This is a genomic window from Flavobacterium pectinovorum (assembly GCF_006438875.1).
Taxonomy (GTDB): Bacteria; Bacteroidota; Bacteroidia; order Flavobacteriales; family Flavobacteriaceae; genus Flavobacterium; species Flavobacterium pectinovorum_A.
The window spans coordinates 355,063-374,320 of sequence record NZ_RCZH01000006.1; the positions used below are offsets into that span (position 1 = coordinate 355,063).

Annotated in this window: 10 protein-coding genes; 9 read left to right on the plus strand and 1 reads right to left on the minus strand. The window is 34.6% G+C overall.

Translation table 11 applies throughout. The annotated features are described in order from the left end of the window. Positions 1-224 precede the first annotated feature (224 nt). The 8 genes from EAH81_RS11180 (at position 225) to EAH81_RS11215 (ending at position 18,002) form a co-directional block, all read left to right on the plus strand. Positions 225-4,316 carry a two-component regulator propeller domain-containing protein gene (locus EAH81_RS11180; RefSeq protein ID WP_140506973.1) on the plus strand — a complete coding sequence of 1,364 codons (4,092 nt, stop codon included), beginning with the start codon at positions 225-227 and terminating at the stop codon, positions 4,314-4,316. 213 nt (positions 4,317-4,529) lie between these two features. Beyond that, positions 4,530-7,532 carry a SusC/RagA family TonB-linked outer membrane protein gene (locus EAH81_RS11185; protein WP_140506975.1) on the plus strand — a complete coding sequence of 1,001 codons (3,003 nt, stop codon included), beginning with the start codon at positions 4,530-4,532 and terminating at the stop codon, positions 7,530-7,532. Between the two features lie 209 nt (positions 7,533-7,741). Further along, entirely contained in the window at positions 7,742-9,253 is a 1,512-nt protein-coding gene (locus EAH81_RS11190; RefSeq protein ID WP_140506978.1) for a RagB/SusD family nutrient uptake outer membrane protein, read from the plus strand. 437 nt (positions 9,254-9,690) lie between these two features. After that, positions 9,691-10,875, plus strand: coding sequence for a glycoside hydrolase family 88 protein (locus EAH81_RS11195; RefSeq protein ID WP_140506980.1), 1,185 nt, complete (start codon positions 9,691-9,693; stop codon positions 10,873-10,875). A 143-nt stretch (positions 10,876-11,018) separates the two neighbouring features. Beyond that, complete coding sequence (locus EAH81_RS11200) at positions 11,019-13,415, plus strand: glycoside hydrolase family 2 protein (protein ID WP_140506983.1); 2,397 nt, start codon at positions 11,019-11,021, stop codon at positions 13,413-13,415. A gap of 568 nt (positions 13,416-13,983) precedes the next feature. After that, complete coding sequence (locus tag EAH81_RS11205) at positions 13,984-15,807, plus strand: glycoside hydrolase family 2 protein (protein WP_140506985.1); 1,824 nt, start codon at positions 13,984-13,986, stop codon at positions 15,805-15,807. Between the two features lie 101 nt (positions 15,808-15,908). Next, complete coding sequence (locus EAH81_RS11210; RefSeq protein ID WP_140506987.1) at positions 15,909-16,469, plus strand: DUF2911 domain-containing protein; 561 nt, start codon at positions 15,909-15,911, stop codon at positions 16,467-16,469. Between the two features lie 120 nt (positions 16,470-16,589). Then, entirely contained in the window at positions 16,590-18,002 is a 1,413-nt protein-coding gene (locus EAH81_RS11215) for a serine hydrolase domain-containing protein (RefSeq protein WP_140506990.1), read from the plus strand. Positions 18,003-18,141: 139 nt separating this feature from the next. Here EAH81_RS11215 and EAH81_RS11220 read toward each other — a convergent pair whose 3' ends face one another. After that, complete coding sequence (locus EAH81_RS11220; RefSeq protein WP_140506992.1) at positions 18,142-18,654, minus strand: copper resistance protein NlpE; 513 nt, start codon at positions 18,652-18,654, stop codon at positions 18,142-18,144. 262 nt (positions 18,655-18,916) lie between these two features. Here EAH81_RS11220 and EAH81_RS11225 point away from each other — a divergent pair, with 262 nt between their 5' ends. Beyond that, entirely contained in the window at positions 18,917-19,249 is a 333-nt protein-coding gene (locus EAH81_RS11225; RefSeq protein WP_140506994.1) for a YegP family protein, read from the plus strand. The last annotated feature ends 9 nt before the right edge of the window (positions 19,250-19,258 follow it).

Here is a 19,258-nt window from a genome sequence, read left to right on the forward strand (position 1 = left end):
ACTTGCATTAATAATCATAGTAGTTTGCGTATCGCTATGTGTGAAAACTAGTTTTTTTGATTGCCTTCTTTTTACAAAGAAAATCTATGTTTCTATGTGTTAAAAAAAAATAGCCACGAATTCACGAATGATTGCGCATAATAATTATAAAAAATTCGTGAATTCGTGGCTAAAAAGCCTTTGAACCTTTGCAACTCTGAACTTTTGCACCTTAAAAAAAAGCTATGAAATACAAAATAGCCTTTCTCGTAATCCTATTTATTTCCGGGAATATATTCTCTCAAAATAAATACCGCCTAAAAAATATTTCTACTACTGACGGGCTTTCGCAGAGTTCTGTCATTGCTATTCATCAGGATAAATTTGGGCAAATGTGGTTTGGAACCCGCGACGGGCTTAATAAATATGATGGAAGCCGATTTACTGTTTATAGAAATGATGTTACAGATAAAACCTCGATCAGCAACAATGATATTTTGTCTATTGAAGAGGATAATACAGGGGAAATTTGGGTTGGAACCTACAACGGATTAAACTGTTATGATCCGGTTACGAATACTTTTAAAAGATATTTGCACACCAAAACCAATCATACAATCAGCAATAACGCCGTTTGGTCGATCAGGAAAATCAACAACGAAATGTGGTTTGGTACGTCAAAAGGATTGACGATTTATAATAGAAATACAGGTAAATTTACCTCTGTTTTTCATTCGGATACTGATAATTCAACATTGGCGAGTAATAATATTACCACTATTTTAAAAACCAAAAGTGGAAAAATTTGGGTTGGAACCACCAAAGGTTTATGTCTGGTAAAAAGCAGGAAATTCGGGAAACTTTCTTTTATAAATTATCGTTTAAACAATACTGATCTTATTAATGTTCAATCTCTAAAAGAAGATAATGACGGGAATTTATGGATTGGAACAAAAAACAAAGGGCTTTTAAAATTTGACACTTCTGATAACAAATTTATTTCTTTTTTACCTGCTGATAAATACAAAGAAATCAATACTGATATTCGTTCTCTAGCTTTTGATAATCAAGGTTCTTTATGGATTGGAGCTTATGACGGAATCTATATTTTAGGAAAAGACAAGAGCATTCAGAAAATAAATAACAGTACCAATAATAACGGAATCGATAAGGTAAAATCGGTATTTATTGATAAAAAAGGTTCGGTTTGGATTGGCTGTTATTATAAAGGCGTGAATATTTGGGATGTTTCAAATGTGAATTTCTCGAATTACAATCAGAATTCTAAAAAGCTTCCGATGAGTTTTGATGTCGTAAGTTCGATTATTTCAGACAAGAATCAGAATATTTATTTTGGAACCGAAGGCGGCGGAATTACGATTTTCAACAAAAATACCGAAGCCGTAAGTTACATCAACAGTAAAACAAATCAGACGAATAAAAACGACATTAAATCAATGTGCCTTTCTGAAGATAATATTCTCTGGATTGGAACTTTCTCTAAGGGATTATCGGCTTATAACACGATTTCAAAAAGAATTGAAGACAATAGAATTGCTCCTGAATTAAGTGATTTACTGAAAGAAAGTGGTGTTTATTCCCTTAAAACAGAAGGTAACGGAATTTTATGGATTGGTACTTTTGGCAAAGGTTTGATTCGGTATAACACGATTTCCAAAACTTTTCAGGTCATTGGGAATGATTCGGCTTCCGCCAATTTCCTGACGAATAATATCGTTCGAACTATTTTGGTTGATAAAAATAAACTTTGGATTGGAACTCAAAACGGTCTGAATTGTATTTCGCTAAAGGATTTTCAGCAAAATAAATATGTAATAGAACATTACTTTTTTGATGCTTCGGCTTTGTCCGGCGATGATATTCTAACGTTATTTAAGGACAGTCAAAACAAAGTTTGGGTTGGAACTAAAGCCAAAGGATTGCATTATTTTGATGGAAAAAAATTTAACAAAATCAATCTTAAAGTAGGAAACACGATTATCACTTCGATTCATTCTATTCTTGAAGATGCTGAAAAAAACCTTTGGATTAGTACTAATCAGGGAATTATAAAATACAGTACAACGCTGAAAAAGCTCGTTCTTTATGACCAGAAAGATGGTTTGGCGAGTAATGAATTTAATGACAATGCAGCTTTAAAATTAGATTCGAATAAGTTTTATTTCGGAAGTCCGTCTGGAGCTACTTATTTTGATGCCAAGAAAATCTCTTTGAATGACTATGCGCCTCAGGTTTTAATTACAAGTTTGAAAATTAAAAACGAGACCATTAATCCAAACGGAAAAGATAAAATTCTGGAGAAAAGCATTGGTTATACCCGAAATATAACTTTGAATTACGACAAGGCAAATTTCTCGATTAGTTTTGCGATTCCAAATTACATTCGATCCAAAAACAATCAATACAGTTATCGTCTAATTGGCTTAGAAAACAACTGGACGATTACCAAAAACACCGAAGCCATATTTGCAATTCAGAATCCTGGAACGTATCGTTTTGAAGTTCGCGGCGCCAACAATGACGGCGTTTGGAATCACATTCCGACTACATTAACAGTTGTTGTAAAACCTGCTCCGTGGCGCAGTATTTGGGCATTTTTATTTTATGGAATTGTTATAGGTTTGGGATTATACGGTTTAATCTGGATTATGAAATCGAAAGCTCGCCTGAAACAAAAACTGGAACTGGAATATCTGGAAACGAAACGTATCGAAGAAAATAATCGTGCAAAACTCGACTTTTTCACCAATATTTCGCATGAATTCAGAACGCCTTTGACTTTGATTTTAGGACCGTTACAACAGATTTTAGGCGATTATAACGGAACGAATGAAATGTACAAAAAACTGTTGGTTATTGAAGGAAGCGCAAATCATCTTTTGAGCCTGATTAATCGCTTAATGGATTTTAGGAAACTCGAAAACGATCAGGTTACGCTGGAATCGGCTAACGGAAATATTGTAAAATTCACTAAAGAAATCTTTTTGTCTTTTATCGAATATGCCAAAGACGGCGGCTATACATACACTTTTGAATCGTCTGAAGAGGAAATTCTGGTGTATTTTGATCGTTATAAATTAGAGCGTGTTTTTTATAATTTGATTTCAAACGCTTTTAGATATACTCCAAAAGGTGGAAATATCAACATTAAAATCAATCACGATCACGAGAATCTTTTTATTGCGGTTGAAGATTCCGGAGTTGGAATTGCCGAGGAACATATTGATAAAATTTTTGACTTGTTTTTTGAAGTTCCGCTACACAATAACGTTCAGAAAAATTACAATAAAGGAACAGGAATTGGACTTTCTATTGTCAAAAACATTGTAAAACTTCATAAAGGAAGCATCGATGTGATCAATAAAAAACCGGAAGGTGTTGTTTTTAAAGTCACGCTTCCGTTGGGTCGCGCGCATCTTTTGGACAGCGAAATCATCGAAGATTTCAAAATAAGCGATGATATTGCCCAATATACGGCTCAACTGGAAACACAGGAAATCGCAATTCATGAAGACATTGACGATCTTGTTGTCAATGCCGAAAAACAAACAATTCTAATTGTTGAAGATCATAAGGTTTTGAGAACTTTCATGAAAAACCTACTTAAAAAAGAGTATAATATTATTGAGGCTGATAACGGAAAAGTCGCTTTGGAAAAAGCCCTGCAATATGTTCCGAATTTAATTATCAGTGATGTTATTATGCCGGAAATGGTAGGAACTGAACTTTGTTCTAGAATAAAAGAAAATCTAAAAACGAGTCATATTCCGGTAATTTTACTGACTTCGAGATCATCATTAGTCTATAAATTTGAAGGGTTGGAAAGCGGTGCAGATGATTATATCAGTAAACCATTTAATTTAATAGAATTTAAACTTCGCGTAAAAAACCTTTTGAATTCTACCGAAAGACTGAAACTTAAATTTTCAAGCGAAGACAATTTTATTCCGTCAGAAATCACGGTTTCTTCTCTGGACGAGGAATTATTGAAAAAAGCATTTAAGATTGTCGAAGATAATATCTCGAACGAGCTTTTTGATATTCCGTTTTTCTGTTCAGAATTGGGCGTTAGCCGTACGATGCTATTCTTAAAAATTAAAGCTTGGACGAATTATACGCCAAACGAATTTATTCATGAAATTCGATTAAAACGTGCGGCGCAACTTTTAGAACAAAACAAATTAAACATCTCAGAAGTGAGTTATAAAGTTGGTTTTAACAATCCGAAATACTTTAGCAAATGCTTCCAAAAAAGATATGGAGAAACTCCGTCACAATTTGCTGACAAATTTTCGAAACCAATGTCGGTATTTTAAAAATTCCAGTGTTTTCAAGGCTTAAAAAAGGGTATCTGTATTTTTAGATACCCTTTTTTGTATTTCTATATCGTTTTCGAAATATACATTTGCGGTATGAAATTCAAAAAAACAAAATTCATATTGCTTCAAATTTTATTTGTATTGCTAATAATAGGAATGAGTTTATTGCTTTTTTATTTTATCTAACATTAACCTTAAACCAAAAAATGAATGTTTACAAACCAAAAAATTAAGTCGCTTAAATGGTGCTTTCTGGTAGTTTTTTTACTGGGAAATATCATTGTGAATGCACAGGAAAGAAAAGTGACCGGAAAAGTTACTTCGAGCGAAGATTTACTCGGGCTTCCTGGTGCGAATGTATATGTTAAAGGCTCATCTGTGGGAGGAACTGCGGATATGGATGGGAATTTCAGTGTTTTTGTTTCTGAAAAAAATGCTGTTTTAGTTTTTAACTTTGTAGGATATCAAACTGTAGAAGTTCCGGTAGGAAATAAAACTGTCGTAAACGTAAGCTTAAAACCTGATACTAAAAATCTTGATGAAGTTATTGTTGTAGGTTACGGTACGCGTAAAAAAAGCGATATTACTGGATCTGTATCCTCTGTAACGGCAAAAGAACTGACTGCTTATCCTTTATTAAATGCTGAACAGGCTTTGCAAGGTCGTGCAGCGGGGGTTTCAGTACAATCGAATAATGGTGGTGAACCGGGTGCTCCTGTAAAAATCAGGGTTCGTGGTGGAACTTCGATCAATGCGAGCGGTGATGCACTTATTGTAGTTGACGGTTTTGCAGGTGTTTCTATGCCGGCGCCTCAGGATATTGCTTCTATTGAGGTTCTTAAAGATGCGTCTGCAACGGCTATTTATGGATCACGAGGTTCAAACGGGGTTATTATGGTTACAACCAAAAAAGGTAAACCAGGAAAACCTGTGATCGAATTCAGTAACTCAACTTCGGTACAATCTGTAAATCATAAACTGGATTTATTAACCGGAGATCAGTTTGTGGCGTATAGAAAAAGCTTTACATCACATACTCCGGGCGGTGAGAACACAGATTGGCAGGATGTAATTTATCGTGAAGGAATGATTTCGAATACTTCGCTTTCGTTCTCCGGAGGATCTGAGAATGTGAGATATTATGTTTCAGGAAACTACTTTAATCAAAATGGGGTTGTAATTAATTCCGGAATCGATAAATATACGATCGTAAGTAATCTTGAAGCTGATTTATCTGACCGATTTAAAGTTGGTTTGAATTTATTTCAAAGCAAACAAAACAAAGATGGAATTGTTTCCCAAACAAGTGCGGGAGGAACTGGTGCTGCTGGTGTAATTGCTGCGGCTTACAGATTCATGCCTGATAAAGGAATTTATAACGAAGACGGATCTTATACCACAACGGCTCCAATTGGGGACGATATTGATAATCCGTATGCAACGGCAATGGAAAATATTCTGGAAACTGTTTCTATTGTAAACAGATCAAATTTCTTTGCTCAATATAAAATTACTAAAGACTTAGACTTTAAAACTACTTTAGGTCTAACCGATAATAACTCTCAAACTGGTCGATATATTCCATCAACTTTGATTGCAGGAAAAAATATAAAGGGTGAAGCTTCTGTAAACAATACTCGATTTTCTTCTTTCCTAACGGAAAATTATCTGACGTATAAAAAAGAAATTATCGCAAAAGGAATCCTGACGGTTCTTGGTGGTTATTCGTATCAAAAAAACAAAAACGAAAGTTCATATGCTGCTTCAAGAGGATTTTTGACGAATACAAATTCATACCATAATTTAGGTGCCGGAACTGTATTTTTAAAACCTGATTCTAATTTATCTGAAACGGAATTAATTTCGGCTTTCGGAAGGTTGAATTTTGATTATGACGACAAATATTTATTTACGTTTACAGCGCGTCGTGATGGTTCGTCAAGCTTTAGTGAAAACTACAAATACGGAACTTTCCCTTCGGGAGCTGTGGGTTGGAATATTGGTAAGGAAAACTTTCTGAAAGACAACAAAACAATTTCAAATCTTAAATTGAGAGCGAGTTATGGTGCAACCGGAAATCCATCTATTGGCGCCTACTCTACTTTATCGAGATTTTCTGAAATTTATGATGTAAGCGGTGACGTGATTGTAAATGCGGTTCAATTGACTTCATTGAATAACCCGAATCTAAAATGGGAAACCTCTTATCAACAAGATTACGGAATCGATTTAGGTTTATTTGATAACAGAATTAGCCTTACGGCAGATTATTATAAAACAATTACTAAAGATTTGTTGTTCAACAGACCTTTACCGGGAGTTTCAGGAATTGCCTCTCAGCTTCAAAACGTTGGAGAATTAGAAAACAAAGGTTGGGAATTGGGAATTAATTCTAAAAACTTTATTGGTGCTGATTTCACTTGGTCAACAAGTTTCAACATCTCTTCGAACAAGAATAAAATGTTGAAATTAGCCGATAATAAAGATCTTATAATCAACTCTACGCCTGGGCATTTTCTAGCCACAGATTCTCAGATTTTGAGAATTGGACAGCCAGTTGGTTCTTTCTACGGTTTTATTTATGATGGTGTAATTCAACAAGGCGAAACGGTTCTTCCGGGGAATTTTGAAACGGCTCCGGGTGGAGAAAAATTCAAAGATGTAAACGGTGACGGAAAACTGGATTCTCAGGATAAAACGATTATCGGAAATCCAAATCCTGATTTTATCTTTGGTTTAAACAATGATTTCACCTATAAAAATCTTGACCTGAATATCTTCTTTCAAGGCTCTGAAGGAAACCAAATCCTGAATTATACTTTAATGGAATTGGCATCAGGAAACAACAATGCAACCACTGAAGTTCTTGATGCATGGACGCCAACGCACACAGATACTAATGTTCCTGCAAATGCTGCAAGAACAAAAAGAGTTACCTCAAGATTTGTGTATGATGGAAGTTATATTCGTCTAAAAAACGTTTCGATAGGATATAGTTTAGACGAAAAAGTGGTTTCGAAAATTGGTTTGAGTAAAGTTCGTTTTTACATCAGTGCGCAAAACCTTTGGACAATTACGGATTATCCGGGTTCTGATCCTGAAGGAAATTACCTGAATGATACTAATGCGAGAAGTAATACCAACTTAGGTTTAGAGTACGGAAGTTATCCAAATGTGAGAACTTTTACTTTCGGATTTAATTTAAAATTTTAGTTTAAAAAATAATATTAAACACATAGAAACAGAGGTTTTTATTTCTCAAAAGGAGGAAATTAAAAAAACTAGTTTTCACACATAGCTCTACGCAAAATGCTATGATTATTAATGCAAGTGAAATGCCTTATTTAGTGTTCCGAAAAGCTATCCCGAAGCTTCGGGACTATGTGTTAAATTATTACACCCAATACCTAAAAAATAATATTATGAAAAAATATATAGCTTTTCTTTTCTTGGGAATATTCGCTTTTGGATGTTCTGATCTTGAAGAACACCCAGTCGGAATTATTCGTCCTGACAATTTCTTTAACAATACTGATGACTTACAAGCTGCCGTAAATGGAGCTTTTGCCAACATTGCTCACAATAATTATTGGGGACGCGAATTTACAATTGCCCTGATGTTGCGCGATGATATGGCTGATATTGGCGACAGAACCACTCAGGCGGCACGTATCGACGTTAATGACATGAAAATGAATGATACTAACGGACTTGTTGCGAACTTCTGGCCACAATCCTACATCATTATTACTGCTGCAAATCAAGCCATTGAAGGTGCCAAAAAAACACCGGGAGATCCTGCAAAAGTAAATGCAATTGTAGCTCAGGCTCACTTTGCAAGGGCTTTTACGTATTATCATCTGGTTCGAATCTTTGGAGATATTCCGTATGTTGATTTTGTGGTTAATGACGTTTCTCAGGTAAATTCTCTAAAAAGAACCAAAGAAGCTGATGTTTATCTTAAAATCATTGCAGATTTAGAATTTGCAAAACAATACTTAGACGATAAACCAAAAGTAAAAGCTGTTCCCGGAAAAGGTACTGCTGCAGGTTATTTGGCTTCTGTTTATTTGACTTTAAAAAATTACCAAAAGGCTTATGATGAAGCTAAATACGTTATTACTAATGAAGCAAAATTTGGTTTAGGATTAGATGCAGATTTTCAGGATTTATTTAATGCTACAAAAGCAGCTTCGTTAAAAGAGCCTTTGTTTACAATTGATTTTAATAACTTAGTATCAGGAAATTACGGTCAGGATTATACGGCATTTTTTACGGGTTCGCTTAAAGATGAGACTTATAGCTACGGACAAGGATTTTCGGTTGCTGTGCCTTCTTTAAAAGTATTTAATACTTGGGATCAAAGAGATTACAGACGTGCTGTGAGTTTTGATACTATTATTAGAAAAAAAGTAGGTGGAGAATTGAAAATTTTCCCTTCAAGTGATAATGAAAAAGCGCCACGTCCGCATATTGCAAAATATTACCGTTTTCCGGGAAAAGCAGGCGCTAACGGAAGAACTTCGCAACACAATTATATTACAATGCGTTTTGCAGAAGTATTATTGACCGCGGCAGAAGCTCTAAACGAAATCACTCCGGGAACTGCGGAAGCTAATGGTTATGTAAACCGAGTGCGTGCAAGAGCAAGAAATAAAGCCGGAAAACAGGTTTCGTTTCCTGCAAATGTAGCGCCGGGATTATCACAATCAGACTTTAGAAAAATGGTAATTGACGAAAGAAGATTAGAATTTGCTTTTGAATACATCAGATGGTATGATATCAAAAGGCTGCAAAACGGACCTGAAGTTTTTGGTCCAAACGGTTTAGAACCACATGCGAATTTTAATCCGAACAAAGATTATTTATTCCCATTGCCGGGAACTGAGTTAGCAATCAATCCTAATTTAGCTCCAAACAATCCTGGGTATTAAAACATTAAAAATGAATTAAAAATTTAGAATTAAAAATTAAAAAATCTGCAATCGTTTTGTCATTTCGACGGAGGAGAAATCACACACGAAACTCTCCATGCAAAATCGCCAATCTTTGTCGAATCCCGAGTGTGATTTCTCCCTCCGGTCGAAATGACAAACTAGACGAAAATATTGTTATGAAAATGATTGCCTAGCCCCGATAGTCCCGAAGCTTCGGGAGGAAATCCTTTTGTGTCCGCCGCGGCGGACACAAAAGATTACTTCACTTAATTTTTATTTTATTTCGGAGTTCAGTGAACTTCGTTTGAAACGAATAGCCGGATTAGCTCCTGAAAAAAAAAGTTTTTATCATCAAAATCAAAACGACAAAACGATCGCAGATTTTTTAATTTTTAATTCTCAATTTTTAATTCAAAAAAATAAGATTAGTAAGTATGAATAAAGTTAGTTTCATTTCTTTAATTCTTGGGTTTGCACTGCTGGCGACAGCGTGCAAATCCGGAATTAATTCTAAGACAAAAGTTACCTCGGCAACCACAGATAATCTTCTCGACGCGAGATACAAAATGTTACTGGAATATCCCGTAGATTCTATGTCGATGCCAAGAAGTATGACCATAAAAAGCGATCTGATTAAAAAAGTTCCTTCAAGAGACTGGACAAGCGGATTTTTTGCCGGAAACTTGTGGCAATTGTACCGTCTTACAGGCAATAAAAAATATAAAGAACAAGCCGAAAAATGGACTCCTTTTAGCAAAAAAGAAAGTGTAAATAGTAATTCGCACGACGTTGGATTCAAAGTGTTTTGCAGTTTTGGTGAAGCGCTAAAAGTGGAAAACAAGCAAGAATACAAAGACGTTATCATTAAAGGTGCCGAAACATTATGTACACGATTTAATGCACAAGTAGGTTCATTACGATCTTGGGATTTTAATAAAGATGTTTGGGATTTCCCAGTAATTATAGACAATATGATGAATCTGGAATTGCTTTTTGAAGCCTCAAAATTATCAGGAAATCAAAAGTATCATGATATTGCTGTAAAACACGCCAATACTACACTTAAAAACCAGTTTAGAGCAGACAATAGTTGTTATCATGTTATCGATTATGATCCAAATACGGGAGCGGTAAGAAAGAAAACTACGCTTCAGGGATATAACGATGATTCGGTTTGGGCGCGTGGGCAAGGTTGGGCGGTTTATGGATTTACAATGTGTTACAGATATACCAAAGATCCCGCTTATTTAAAACAAGCCGAAGCAACAGCGCAATTTTTCATGAACAATAAAAACTTACCGGAAGACGGGATTCCGTATTGGGATTTTAAAGATCCGAGTATTCCAAATTCACCACGTGATGCATCTGCGGCGGCTGTTATGGCTTCGGGTTTATATGAACTTTACAGCTATACTAAAAACAAAAGTTATTTGGCTTTCGCCGATAAAATAATCGCATCCTTAAGTTCTGATAAATATGTTTTGAGTCCAAATGTAAAAGCGCCTTTTATTCTGGATCACAGCACCGGAAACTGGCCAAAACACGACGAAATTGACGAACCTATAATCTATGCCGATTATTATTTTCTGGAAGCGTTATTGAGAAAAAGTAAATATTAAAGGTTCAGAGGTACAAAGGTTCAAAGGTGCAGAGGTACAAAGTTACAGAGCGCCAAAGGTTTTTCAGCCTTTTGAACCTGAGAACCTTTGAACCTTTGAACCTTTGAACCTTAGAACCTGAAAACCTCTGAACCTAAAAATTTATGAAAAATTACACTTTTGCGCTTTTGTTTTTTTTTCAGATTTGTCTGAGCAGTATTTTTGCTCAGACAAAAATGAATATTAATGACAATTGGCTTTATTTAGAAAACCATACTTTAAACCTTAACGAAGCCCAAAAAGCGACAAATTGGACTTCTTTAAATTTACCCCACACCTGGAATGCCGAAGATGCAACGGACCTGAATCCGGGTTACCGACGTGATGCAAGTTGGTATCAAAAGAAATTGAATATTCCGAAAATAGATAAAAACCAACGTTATTCTTTATATTTTGAAGGATCAAATATTACTACAAAAGTATATGTAAACGGTAAAGAAGCCGGAGGACATATTGGCGGATATATTGGTTTTAGCATCAATATTACCAACTTCATAAACGAGGGAAATAACGATATTTTTGTTCGTGTAGACAATAGTTATGATATTGAAATTATTCCGTCTCAAAAGAGTGATTTTTTTATTTATGGAGGAATCACAAGAGATGTTTGGTTCGTATCTCAATATAAAAACCATATTGATAATTTAAAAATTACAACACCTCAGGTTTCTGCAAAAAATGCTTCTGTAAATATTTTGGCATCTATTGTGAATCCTGAAAATTCTGCAGCTTTATCGTTAACGGTCATTCTTAAAAATCCGAAAGGGAAAAAAGTTGCGAGTAAAACGGTTTCTGTTTTGGATAAAACTTCTTCTATTAAATTTGAAAATATCAAAAATCCGGAGCTTTGGGATACGGAAAAACCGAATCTATATTCGGTTACCGCTTTTTTATCAGAGAAAAATCAAATTAAAGATACTGTTGCTGAAAAAGTAGGTTTTAGATGGTTTGAATTTAAAGATCACGGACCTTTTTTTCTTAACGGAAAAAGATTGCTGATTCGTGGTACACATCGTCATGAGGAACAAGCCGGAGTTGGAGCCGCAATGAGCAACGCGCAACATCGTGCCGATATGGAATCTATTAAAAGTATGAGCGCAAACTTTGTTCGCTTGGCGCATTATCCGCAAGATCCTGAAATTTATAAAGCTTGTGATGAACTTGGTCTTTTGGTTTGGGATGAATTGCCGTGGTGTCGCGGCGGAATTGGTGATGAACTTTGGCAAACGAATACTAAAAATATGCTTGCCGAAATTATCAATCAAAATTACAATCACCCAAGTATTATTATCTGGTCTTTGGGTAACGAAATGAACTGGCTTCCTGATTTTCCTGATGGTGATAATACCGAAAAGACAAATGCATTCCTGACAGAATTAAACAATATTGCTCACAAAATGGATCCAAGCCGAAAAACGGCAATTAGAAAATATTATGAAGGTTCGCAAATTGTCGATGTCTTCTCTCCTTCTATCTGGTCTGGCTGGTATTCCGGAAGTTATAAAAGCTATCAAAAAGCAATTGATGTTTACAAAAAAGAATACAAACATTTTATCCATGCCGAATATGGTGGAGATAGTCACGTGGGGCGTCACAGCGAAAACCCAATTACGGGTGAAAACGTCATAAAAGCCGAAGGCTGGGAAGAAGCAATTGTACAAACCAAAGTGGCAAATATTGCTCAAATTGGCGATTGGAGCGAGAATTATATCGTTGATTTATTCGATTGGCATTTGCATATATCCGAGAACGACCCGATGTTTGTGGGTAACATTCAGTGGGCGTTTAAGGATTTTGCAACGCCATTGCGCCCCGAAGATGCTATTCCGTATATGAATCAAAAAGGACTTGTAGACCGAAACGGAATTCCGAAAGATGCTTATTACGTTTTTAAAAGTTATTGGAGCGCAGTACCTTTTACTTACATAGAATCCCATACCTGGACGGAGCGTCAAGGACCTGAAAATACGCCAAGAACTTTGAGCGTTTTCAGTAATTGTGAGAAGGTTACGCTTTATCATCAAGGAAAATCTCTTGGAGAAAAACAAAGAAATCTTTCGCTATATCCTGCAAATGGTTTAACTTGGGACGTGAATTTTTTAAAGGGAGAAAACACGCTGATTGCTATTGGTGAGACTAAAGATGGCAAAAAAGTTTCGGATACTTTAAAGATAAATTATCGCTTTAAGAAAAATGATACGGCGACTTCTTTACAGTTATCATTCGAAAAATTAAAAAATGGCAATTATCTGGTTACAGCAATTGCGATTGATAATGGTAATTTGCGTTGTCTGGATTATGAAGAAAGTGTTTATTTTCAGTGTTTGAAAGGCGGAAAAACAATGAAAAATCAAGGAACGCCAACAGGAAGTGAATCGATTCAAATGGCAAACGGAAAAGCGTCTATTGAAGTTGTTCCTGATGGTTCGGGAATACCGATTGAAATGACGGCTTTGAATCAGAGCTTTAAAGGAGAATATTTGAAAATAATGCCACAATAAAAATAATGCCACGAAGTCGCTAAGGCACAAAGTTTTTTTTTTCTCGCAGATTTTGCAGATTGAGCAGATTTTTTATCATCTGTATTAAGGGCTGACTTGTCATTTCGACGGAGGAGAAATCACATATAGAACTCGACAAAGATTAGCGATTTTGCATATTTTTTTGTTTCACGCAGATTTTAAAATGATTTAAGCAGATTTGCGCAGATTTTTAATCATCTGTATTAAGGGCTGACTTGTCAATTTCGACAGAGGAGAAATTACACATAGAACTCGACAAAGATTAGCGATTTTGCATATTTTTTTGTTTCACGCAGATTTTAAAATGATTTAAGCAGATATCGCAGATTTTTTATCATCTGTATTAAGGGCTGACTTGTCAATTTCGACGGAGGAGAAATTACACATACAACTCGACAAAGATTGGCGATTTTGCATGTGGAGCTTCTGGTGTGATTTCTCCTCCGTCGAAATGACAAAAAAGGAACAAATCTGCGTGAAACAAAAAAACTTTGTGCCTTAGTGCCTTCGTGGCAGAAAAAAAATAAAAACAAAAACAATTTTACTAATGAAAAAACTAATAACCACATTACTCCTAACCTTTTCAATTTTCGCGCAAGCGCAAAATCAAAGTCTAATCTCCAATGTTCCCAATAGAAACACAACTTCTTTAAATGGCGTTTGGAATTATATTGTCGATCCTTATGAAACTGGTTTTTACAGCTTTCATCACGATCAATATGATAAACAGGCAAAACCTTCCAATGCTGCTTATTTCAATAATTATCATGCGGTAAATAAACAAGAATTGGTGGAATATGATTTTGATAAATCTCCAAAAATAAATATTCCGGGCGATTGGACTTCGCAAGTTCCGGAGCTTAAATATTACGAAGGAAATGTTTGGTTCAAGAAATCTTTTGATTATGATTTGAAAGCTAAAAAACGTCTTTTTGTTTATTTGGGTGCCATCAATTACAAAGCTGATGTTTATTTGAACGGAAAAAAACTTGGAACTCATGAAGGCGGTTTTACACCTTTTAATTATGAAGTTACTTCGATTGTAAAACCAAAGGACAATTATTTGGTTATTAAAGTGGATAATACAAGACATAAAGAAGATGTTCCGACTATTAACACAGATTGGTGGAATTATGGCGGAATCACGCGCGATGTGACTTTGATTGAAGAGAATGATTCTTTTGTAGAAGACTACAATATTCAGCTTAAAAAAGGTAACAAGGAATTGATTTCGGGTTTTGTTAAAATCAGTAATTCTAATCCTGCGTTGAATGCGGTAACGATTTCTATTCCCGAATTAAAAATTAATTACAAAGGAAAAGTTGGCGCTGACGGAATTGTAAATTTTGAAATTCCTGCTAAAAAAATCTCTTATTGGTCTCCTGAAAATCCAAAATTATATGATGTAACGATCAATTACAACGGAGAAAAACTGAAAGATAATATTGGTTTCAGAACGATTGAAACGCAAGAGGACAAAATTTTATTAAACGGAAAACAAATCTTCTTACGAGGTATCTCGATTCACGAAGAAAATGCAAAAGGCGGACGTGCCAATTCTGAGGAAGATGCTTTACGTTTACTAAACTGGGCTAAAGAATTGGGTTGTAATTATGTTCGTTTGGCACATTATCCGCATAACGAAAATATTATCAGAGCGGCTGATAAAATGGGATTAATGGTTTGGGAAGAGATTCCGGTATATTGGACTGTTGAATTTACAAGAGAAGCTACTTACAAAAATGCCGAAGATCAATTGACGGCAGCTATTACGAGAGATAAAAACAGGGCTTGTATTATTATCTGGTCGATGGCAAATGAAACTCCAATATCTGACGCCAGAAATGCTTTTATCAAAAAATTAGTCGATCACACCAAATCTCTGGACAATACAAGATTAATCAGCGCGGCTTTATTGACGCAAAGTGACAGCGCCGGATTTGGAACTATCAACGATGCAATTGGTGATTATTTGGATATTATTGCTTTCAATCAATATTTAGGCTGGTACGGCGGAAATTTGGAAGATGCTGAAAAAATCTTCTGGAAAACAAAATACAACAAACCGGTTATTGTTTCTGAATTTGGCGGTGATGCAAAAGCTGGTTTACACGGAGAAAAAAATGAGCGCTGGACTGAGGAATTTCAGGAATACTTATACATTCAGAATTTGAAAATGATCGAAAAAATACCTCATCTTAGTGGTACAAGCCCTTGGATTCTGGTAGATTTCAGATCTCCTAGAAGACTTTTACCGGGAATTCAGGACGAATATAACAGAAAAGGTCTGATCTCAAATGACGGTCAAAAAAAGAAAGCTTTTTATATCATGCAGAATTGGTACGCAAAGAAGAAAAAAGAGCAAAACTAATAACCATTACCAATTCATTAACAAAAAACAGGTTATAACTTATATGATTTTTCTTCATTATTAACTTACTTTGTGTAAACTATAATAAATCATTTACAACTATGAAAAATTTTAATTTATTAATAATTATCTTATTGACTGCTTTTTCTGTCAATGCACAAGAAGTTAAATTTGCTCCGCTTGACGCAAGTCCGGTTGACATTTCTTATTTCCCAAATAAAGCTGTAAAATTCAAAAAAACAGATAATCCATCTCCGGCTATTAAGGTAATTTACTCAAGACCTTCGGTTAAAGGACGTACTATTTTTGGGGATTTAATTAAGTTTGGAGAAGTTTGGCGCGTTGGTGCAAACGAAAATACTGAAATCAAATTCTACAAAGCTGTTACAATTGGAGGTACAAATATTCCTGCCGGTTCTTATAGCTTATTTGCCATTCCTGAAAAAGACAAATGGACTATTATCATCAATAAAGAAGTTGATATGTGGGGCGCATATGCTTATGACGAAAGTAAAAATATTGCTAAAGTAACTGTTCCGGTTAAGTCTGTTTCAACTGTAATCGAAGCTTTATCAATTGCTTTTACAACTGAAGGTTCTGTTGCAAATCTTGTGATAGGCTGGGATAAAACAACGGTTGAAGTACCAATTACAATAAAATAATTGTTACAATTAATTCCCTATATAAAGAGACACTAATTTTTTAATTAAGTGTCTCTTTTTTTTATATCTTTTCGGAGGTCAATTATTTCATAACCAGTAACTAACCTAAAAACCAAAAGAATGAAAAAAACCAATTTACTTCTACTGTTTTTGTTGACTTTTTATTTCGGATACTCGCAAGAAAAGTTTAAAATTACCTATGACCAATTAAAAGAGTATGAAGGCATTTATGAATATCTAAACAATACAACATTACAAATTGCCGCTTCGCCAAAAGACACGATTTTGTATGCGATTATCAACGAAAGTAAATATGCGCTGAAACCATCTGAAAAAGATGTTTTTCTAAACATGGCCAAAGAAAAAGTTATTTTCCTGAGAGATAAAGCTTCTGTTATTACTGGTTATACTTCTGATGAAAAAACATATAAATTAATCAGCAAAAAAGTCATTTTCCCGAAAGAAATGTGGTACCCAAGATTAAATGCTTCAAAGGATTATAAATATGTATATCAACCGCCTAAAAAAGACTTAGATGGTTTAGTAACCGGAACTCTCGATAATACCGGTCTTGATAAAGCATTATTGAACGAAATGATGCAGAAAATTGTCGACGGAACTTATCAAAATGTTCACAGTGTTTTGATTATTAAAGATGGAAAATTAGTTTTTGAAGAATATTTCTATGACAATAACAAAGCTAAATTGCACGAGCTTCGTTCGGCCACAAAAAGTTTTGTTTCGGCATTAACCGGAATTGCAATTGATAAAGGATTTATTAAAGATAAAAGCGAAACGGTTCTCTCCTATTTTCCTGATTATACTTTTAAAAATCTTACCGATGACAAAAAGCAAATTACGATTGAAAATCTCTTAACCAATCAAAGCGGATTGGATTGTGATGTGAGTAATCCTAAAGCTGAAGGGAATGAAACTACCATGAATTATTCTGATGACTGGATTCAATTTACTTTGGATTTGCCAATGGTCGATGTTCCGGGTGGAAAAGGAATGTATTGCTCCGGAAATCCAATCACAATGGGGAAAATTATCGAAAGAGCGACAAAAATGCCTTTGCCTGAATTTGCCAAACAAACGCTGTTTAAAGATCTTGGAATTAAGAATTTTAAATGGAATTTTAAACCTGATGCTTCAAGTGCCGAAACCTTTTGTCAGGTATATTTAACCTCTCGTGATATGGCAAAATTTGGTTTGCTTTATCTAAATAAAGGGCTGTGGAATGGCAAACAGGTTGTTTCTAAAGCCTGGGTTGAAGAATCACTTACCAAACATTCTGTTGTTCAGGGCGTAAATTATGGTTATCTATGGTGGATTAAATACCTAAATGTCGACGGAGTTAAATTTAATGGAAAAGCGGCACAAGGAAACGGCGGACAGAAAATTTATATCTGGGAAGAACAAAATATGGTGACCATTATTACAGGCGGAAACTATAATTCACAATCACCAAGTGACGAATTGATCCAGAAATATATTTTGGCTTCGTTTAGTGCGAAAAAAAGCTCTAATTAGATAATGTGTCAATTAGATAATGTGCCAATTAGAAAATTAGATAATTAAAAAAAGGAGAAAGGCTTTCAATATTTTTGAAAGCCTTTTTTTATATTGAAAATTTATAGTTCCAATTTGCATTATCTAATTATCAAATTTTCTAATTATCTAATTGCAATGTCAACGCATAAACTTGTTTTGTTTTTATTATTTTGCGATCATGGTCCAGCAAAAATAATTTATCGGGACTTTTGGCAGAATAGCCATAGAATATTTGTTCTCCTTCTGGTTTATCATAATTAAGGACATAAATTGTTCCGTTTGGATCGTCTTCTAATCCTCTTTCTGTGTTGTAATTGCCTTTTTGTGTAAACTCTTTTCCATCTCCTTTTCCTTGATAAACACTGGACAAATCAAATTTGTGAGTTTCCATTGTTCCATCTCCCGCATAAATTTTTAATACCGTTTTAATTCCGCTGCAATCAGCACAAGGCAATACTCCTTCATATGTTTTTGCTTCGCCAAGGCTTTCACTTTCTGAAACCAGACTTCTCGTATCATCTATAATAGCAGCAGTACTATCAATTGAAGTATTCGTTAAGTTTTCTTTTTTCTTACTGTTACAAGATATTATAAGGCTTGAAATAGCTAATATTAGCACTAATTTTTTCATAATTATACTTTTTAAAACAAATTCAAAAATACAGAATTTACTTATATAATAATATTTTTTTTACTGAATAAATTTAGAAAACAAAAATATCAGAAACTGAATTAAGATATTATATTCTAATATTAGGAACTCTTTAAAACTAAATTTATTGCTTTTTTTTCTTCTTACAATTTTATTTTAGCGAAACATAATTTGTATAGTGAAGTTTTGTATTTTTATGGATAGCAAAATAATTTAATACCTAACTTAAATAAAAAACTATATGGGAAAATTTGTGATTACTAAAAGAACTAACGGCGAATTTCAATTTAATTTAAAAGCAGGTAATGGTCAGACAATTTTAACAAGTGAAGGCTACACAACAAAAGCTGCATGTCTAAACGGTATCGAATCTGTGAAAACAAACTCACAAGATGATAGTAAATTTGACAGAAAAGAATCTAGTAATGGAAAACCATATTTTAATTTGAAAGCTACTAACGGTCAAATTATTGGTGCCAGCGAAATGTATGAAAGCACATCTGCAAGAGAAAATGGCATTGAATCAGTAAAAACAAATGCTCCGTCAGCTACTACAGACGATCAAACGGCGTAAAAAGTATTT

Bases quoted from the DNA above. Each gene is read 5' to 3' on its own strand.
- EAH81_RS11180 (WP_140506973.1), top strand. From the start codon at position 225: ATGAAATACAAAATAGCCTTTCTCGTAATCCTATTTATTTCCGGGAAT.
- EAH81_RS11185 (WP_140506975.1), top strand. From the start codon at position 4,530: ATGTTTACAAACCAAAAAATTAAGTCGCTTAAATGGTGCTTTCTGGTA.
- EAH81_RS11190 (WP_140506978.1), top strand. From the start codon at position 7,742: ATGAAAAAATATATAGCTTTTCTTTTCTTGGGAATATTCGCTTTTGGA.
- EAH81_RS11195 (WP_140506980.1), top strand. From the start codon at position 9,691: ATGAATAAAGTTAGTTTCATTTCTTTAATTCTTGGGTTTGCACTGCTG.
- EAH81_RS11200 (WP_140506983.1), top strand. From the start codon at position 11,019: ATGAAAAATTACACTTTTGCGCTTTTGTTTTTTTTTCAGATTTGTCTG.
- EAH81_RS11205 (WP_140506985.1), top strand. From the start codon at position 13,984: ATGAAAAAACTAATAACCACATTACTCCTAACCTTTTCAATTTTCGCG.
- EAH81_RS11210 (WP_140506987.1), top strand. From the start codon at position 15,909: ATGAAAAATTTTAATTTATTAATAATTATCTTATTGACTGCTTTTTCT.
- EAH81_RS11215 (WP_140506990.1), top strand. From the start codon at position 16,590: ATGAAAAAAACCAATTTACTTCTACTGTTTTTGTTGACTTTTTATTTC.
- EAH81_RS11220 (WP_140506992.1), bottom strand. From the start codon at position 18,654: ATGAAAAAATTAGTGCTAATATTAGCTATTTCAAGCCTTATAATATCT.
- EAH81_RS11225 (WP_140506994.1), top strand. From the start codon at position 18,917: ATGGGAAAATTTGTGATTACTAAAAGAACTAACGGCGAATTTCAATTT.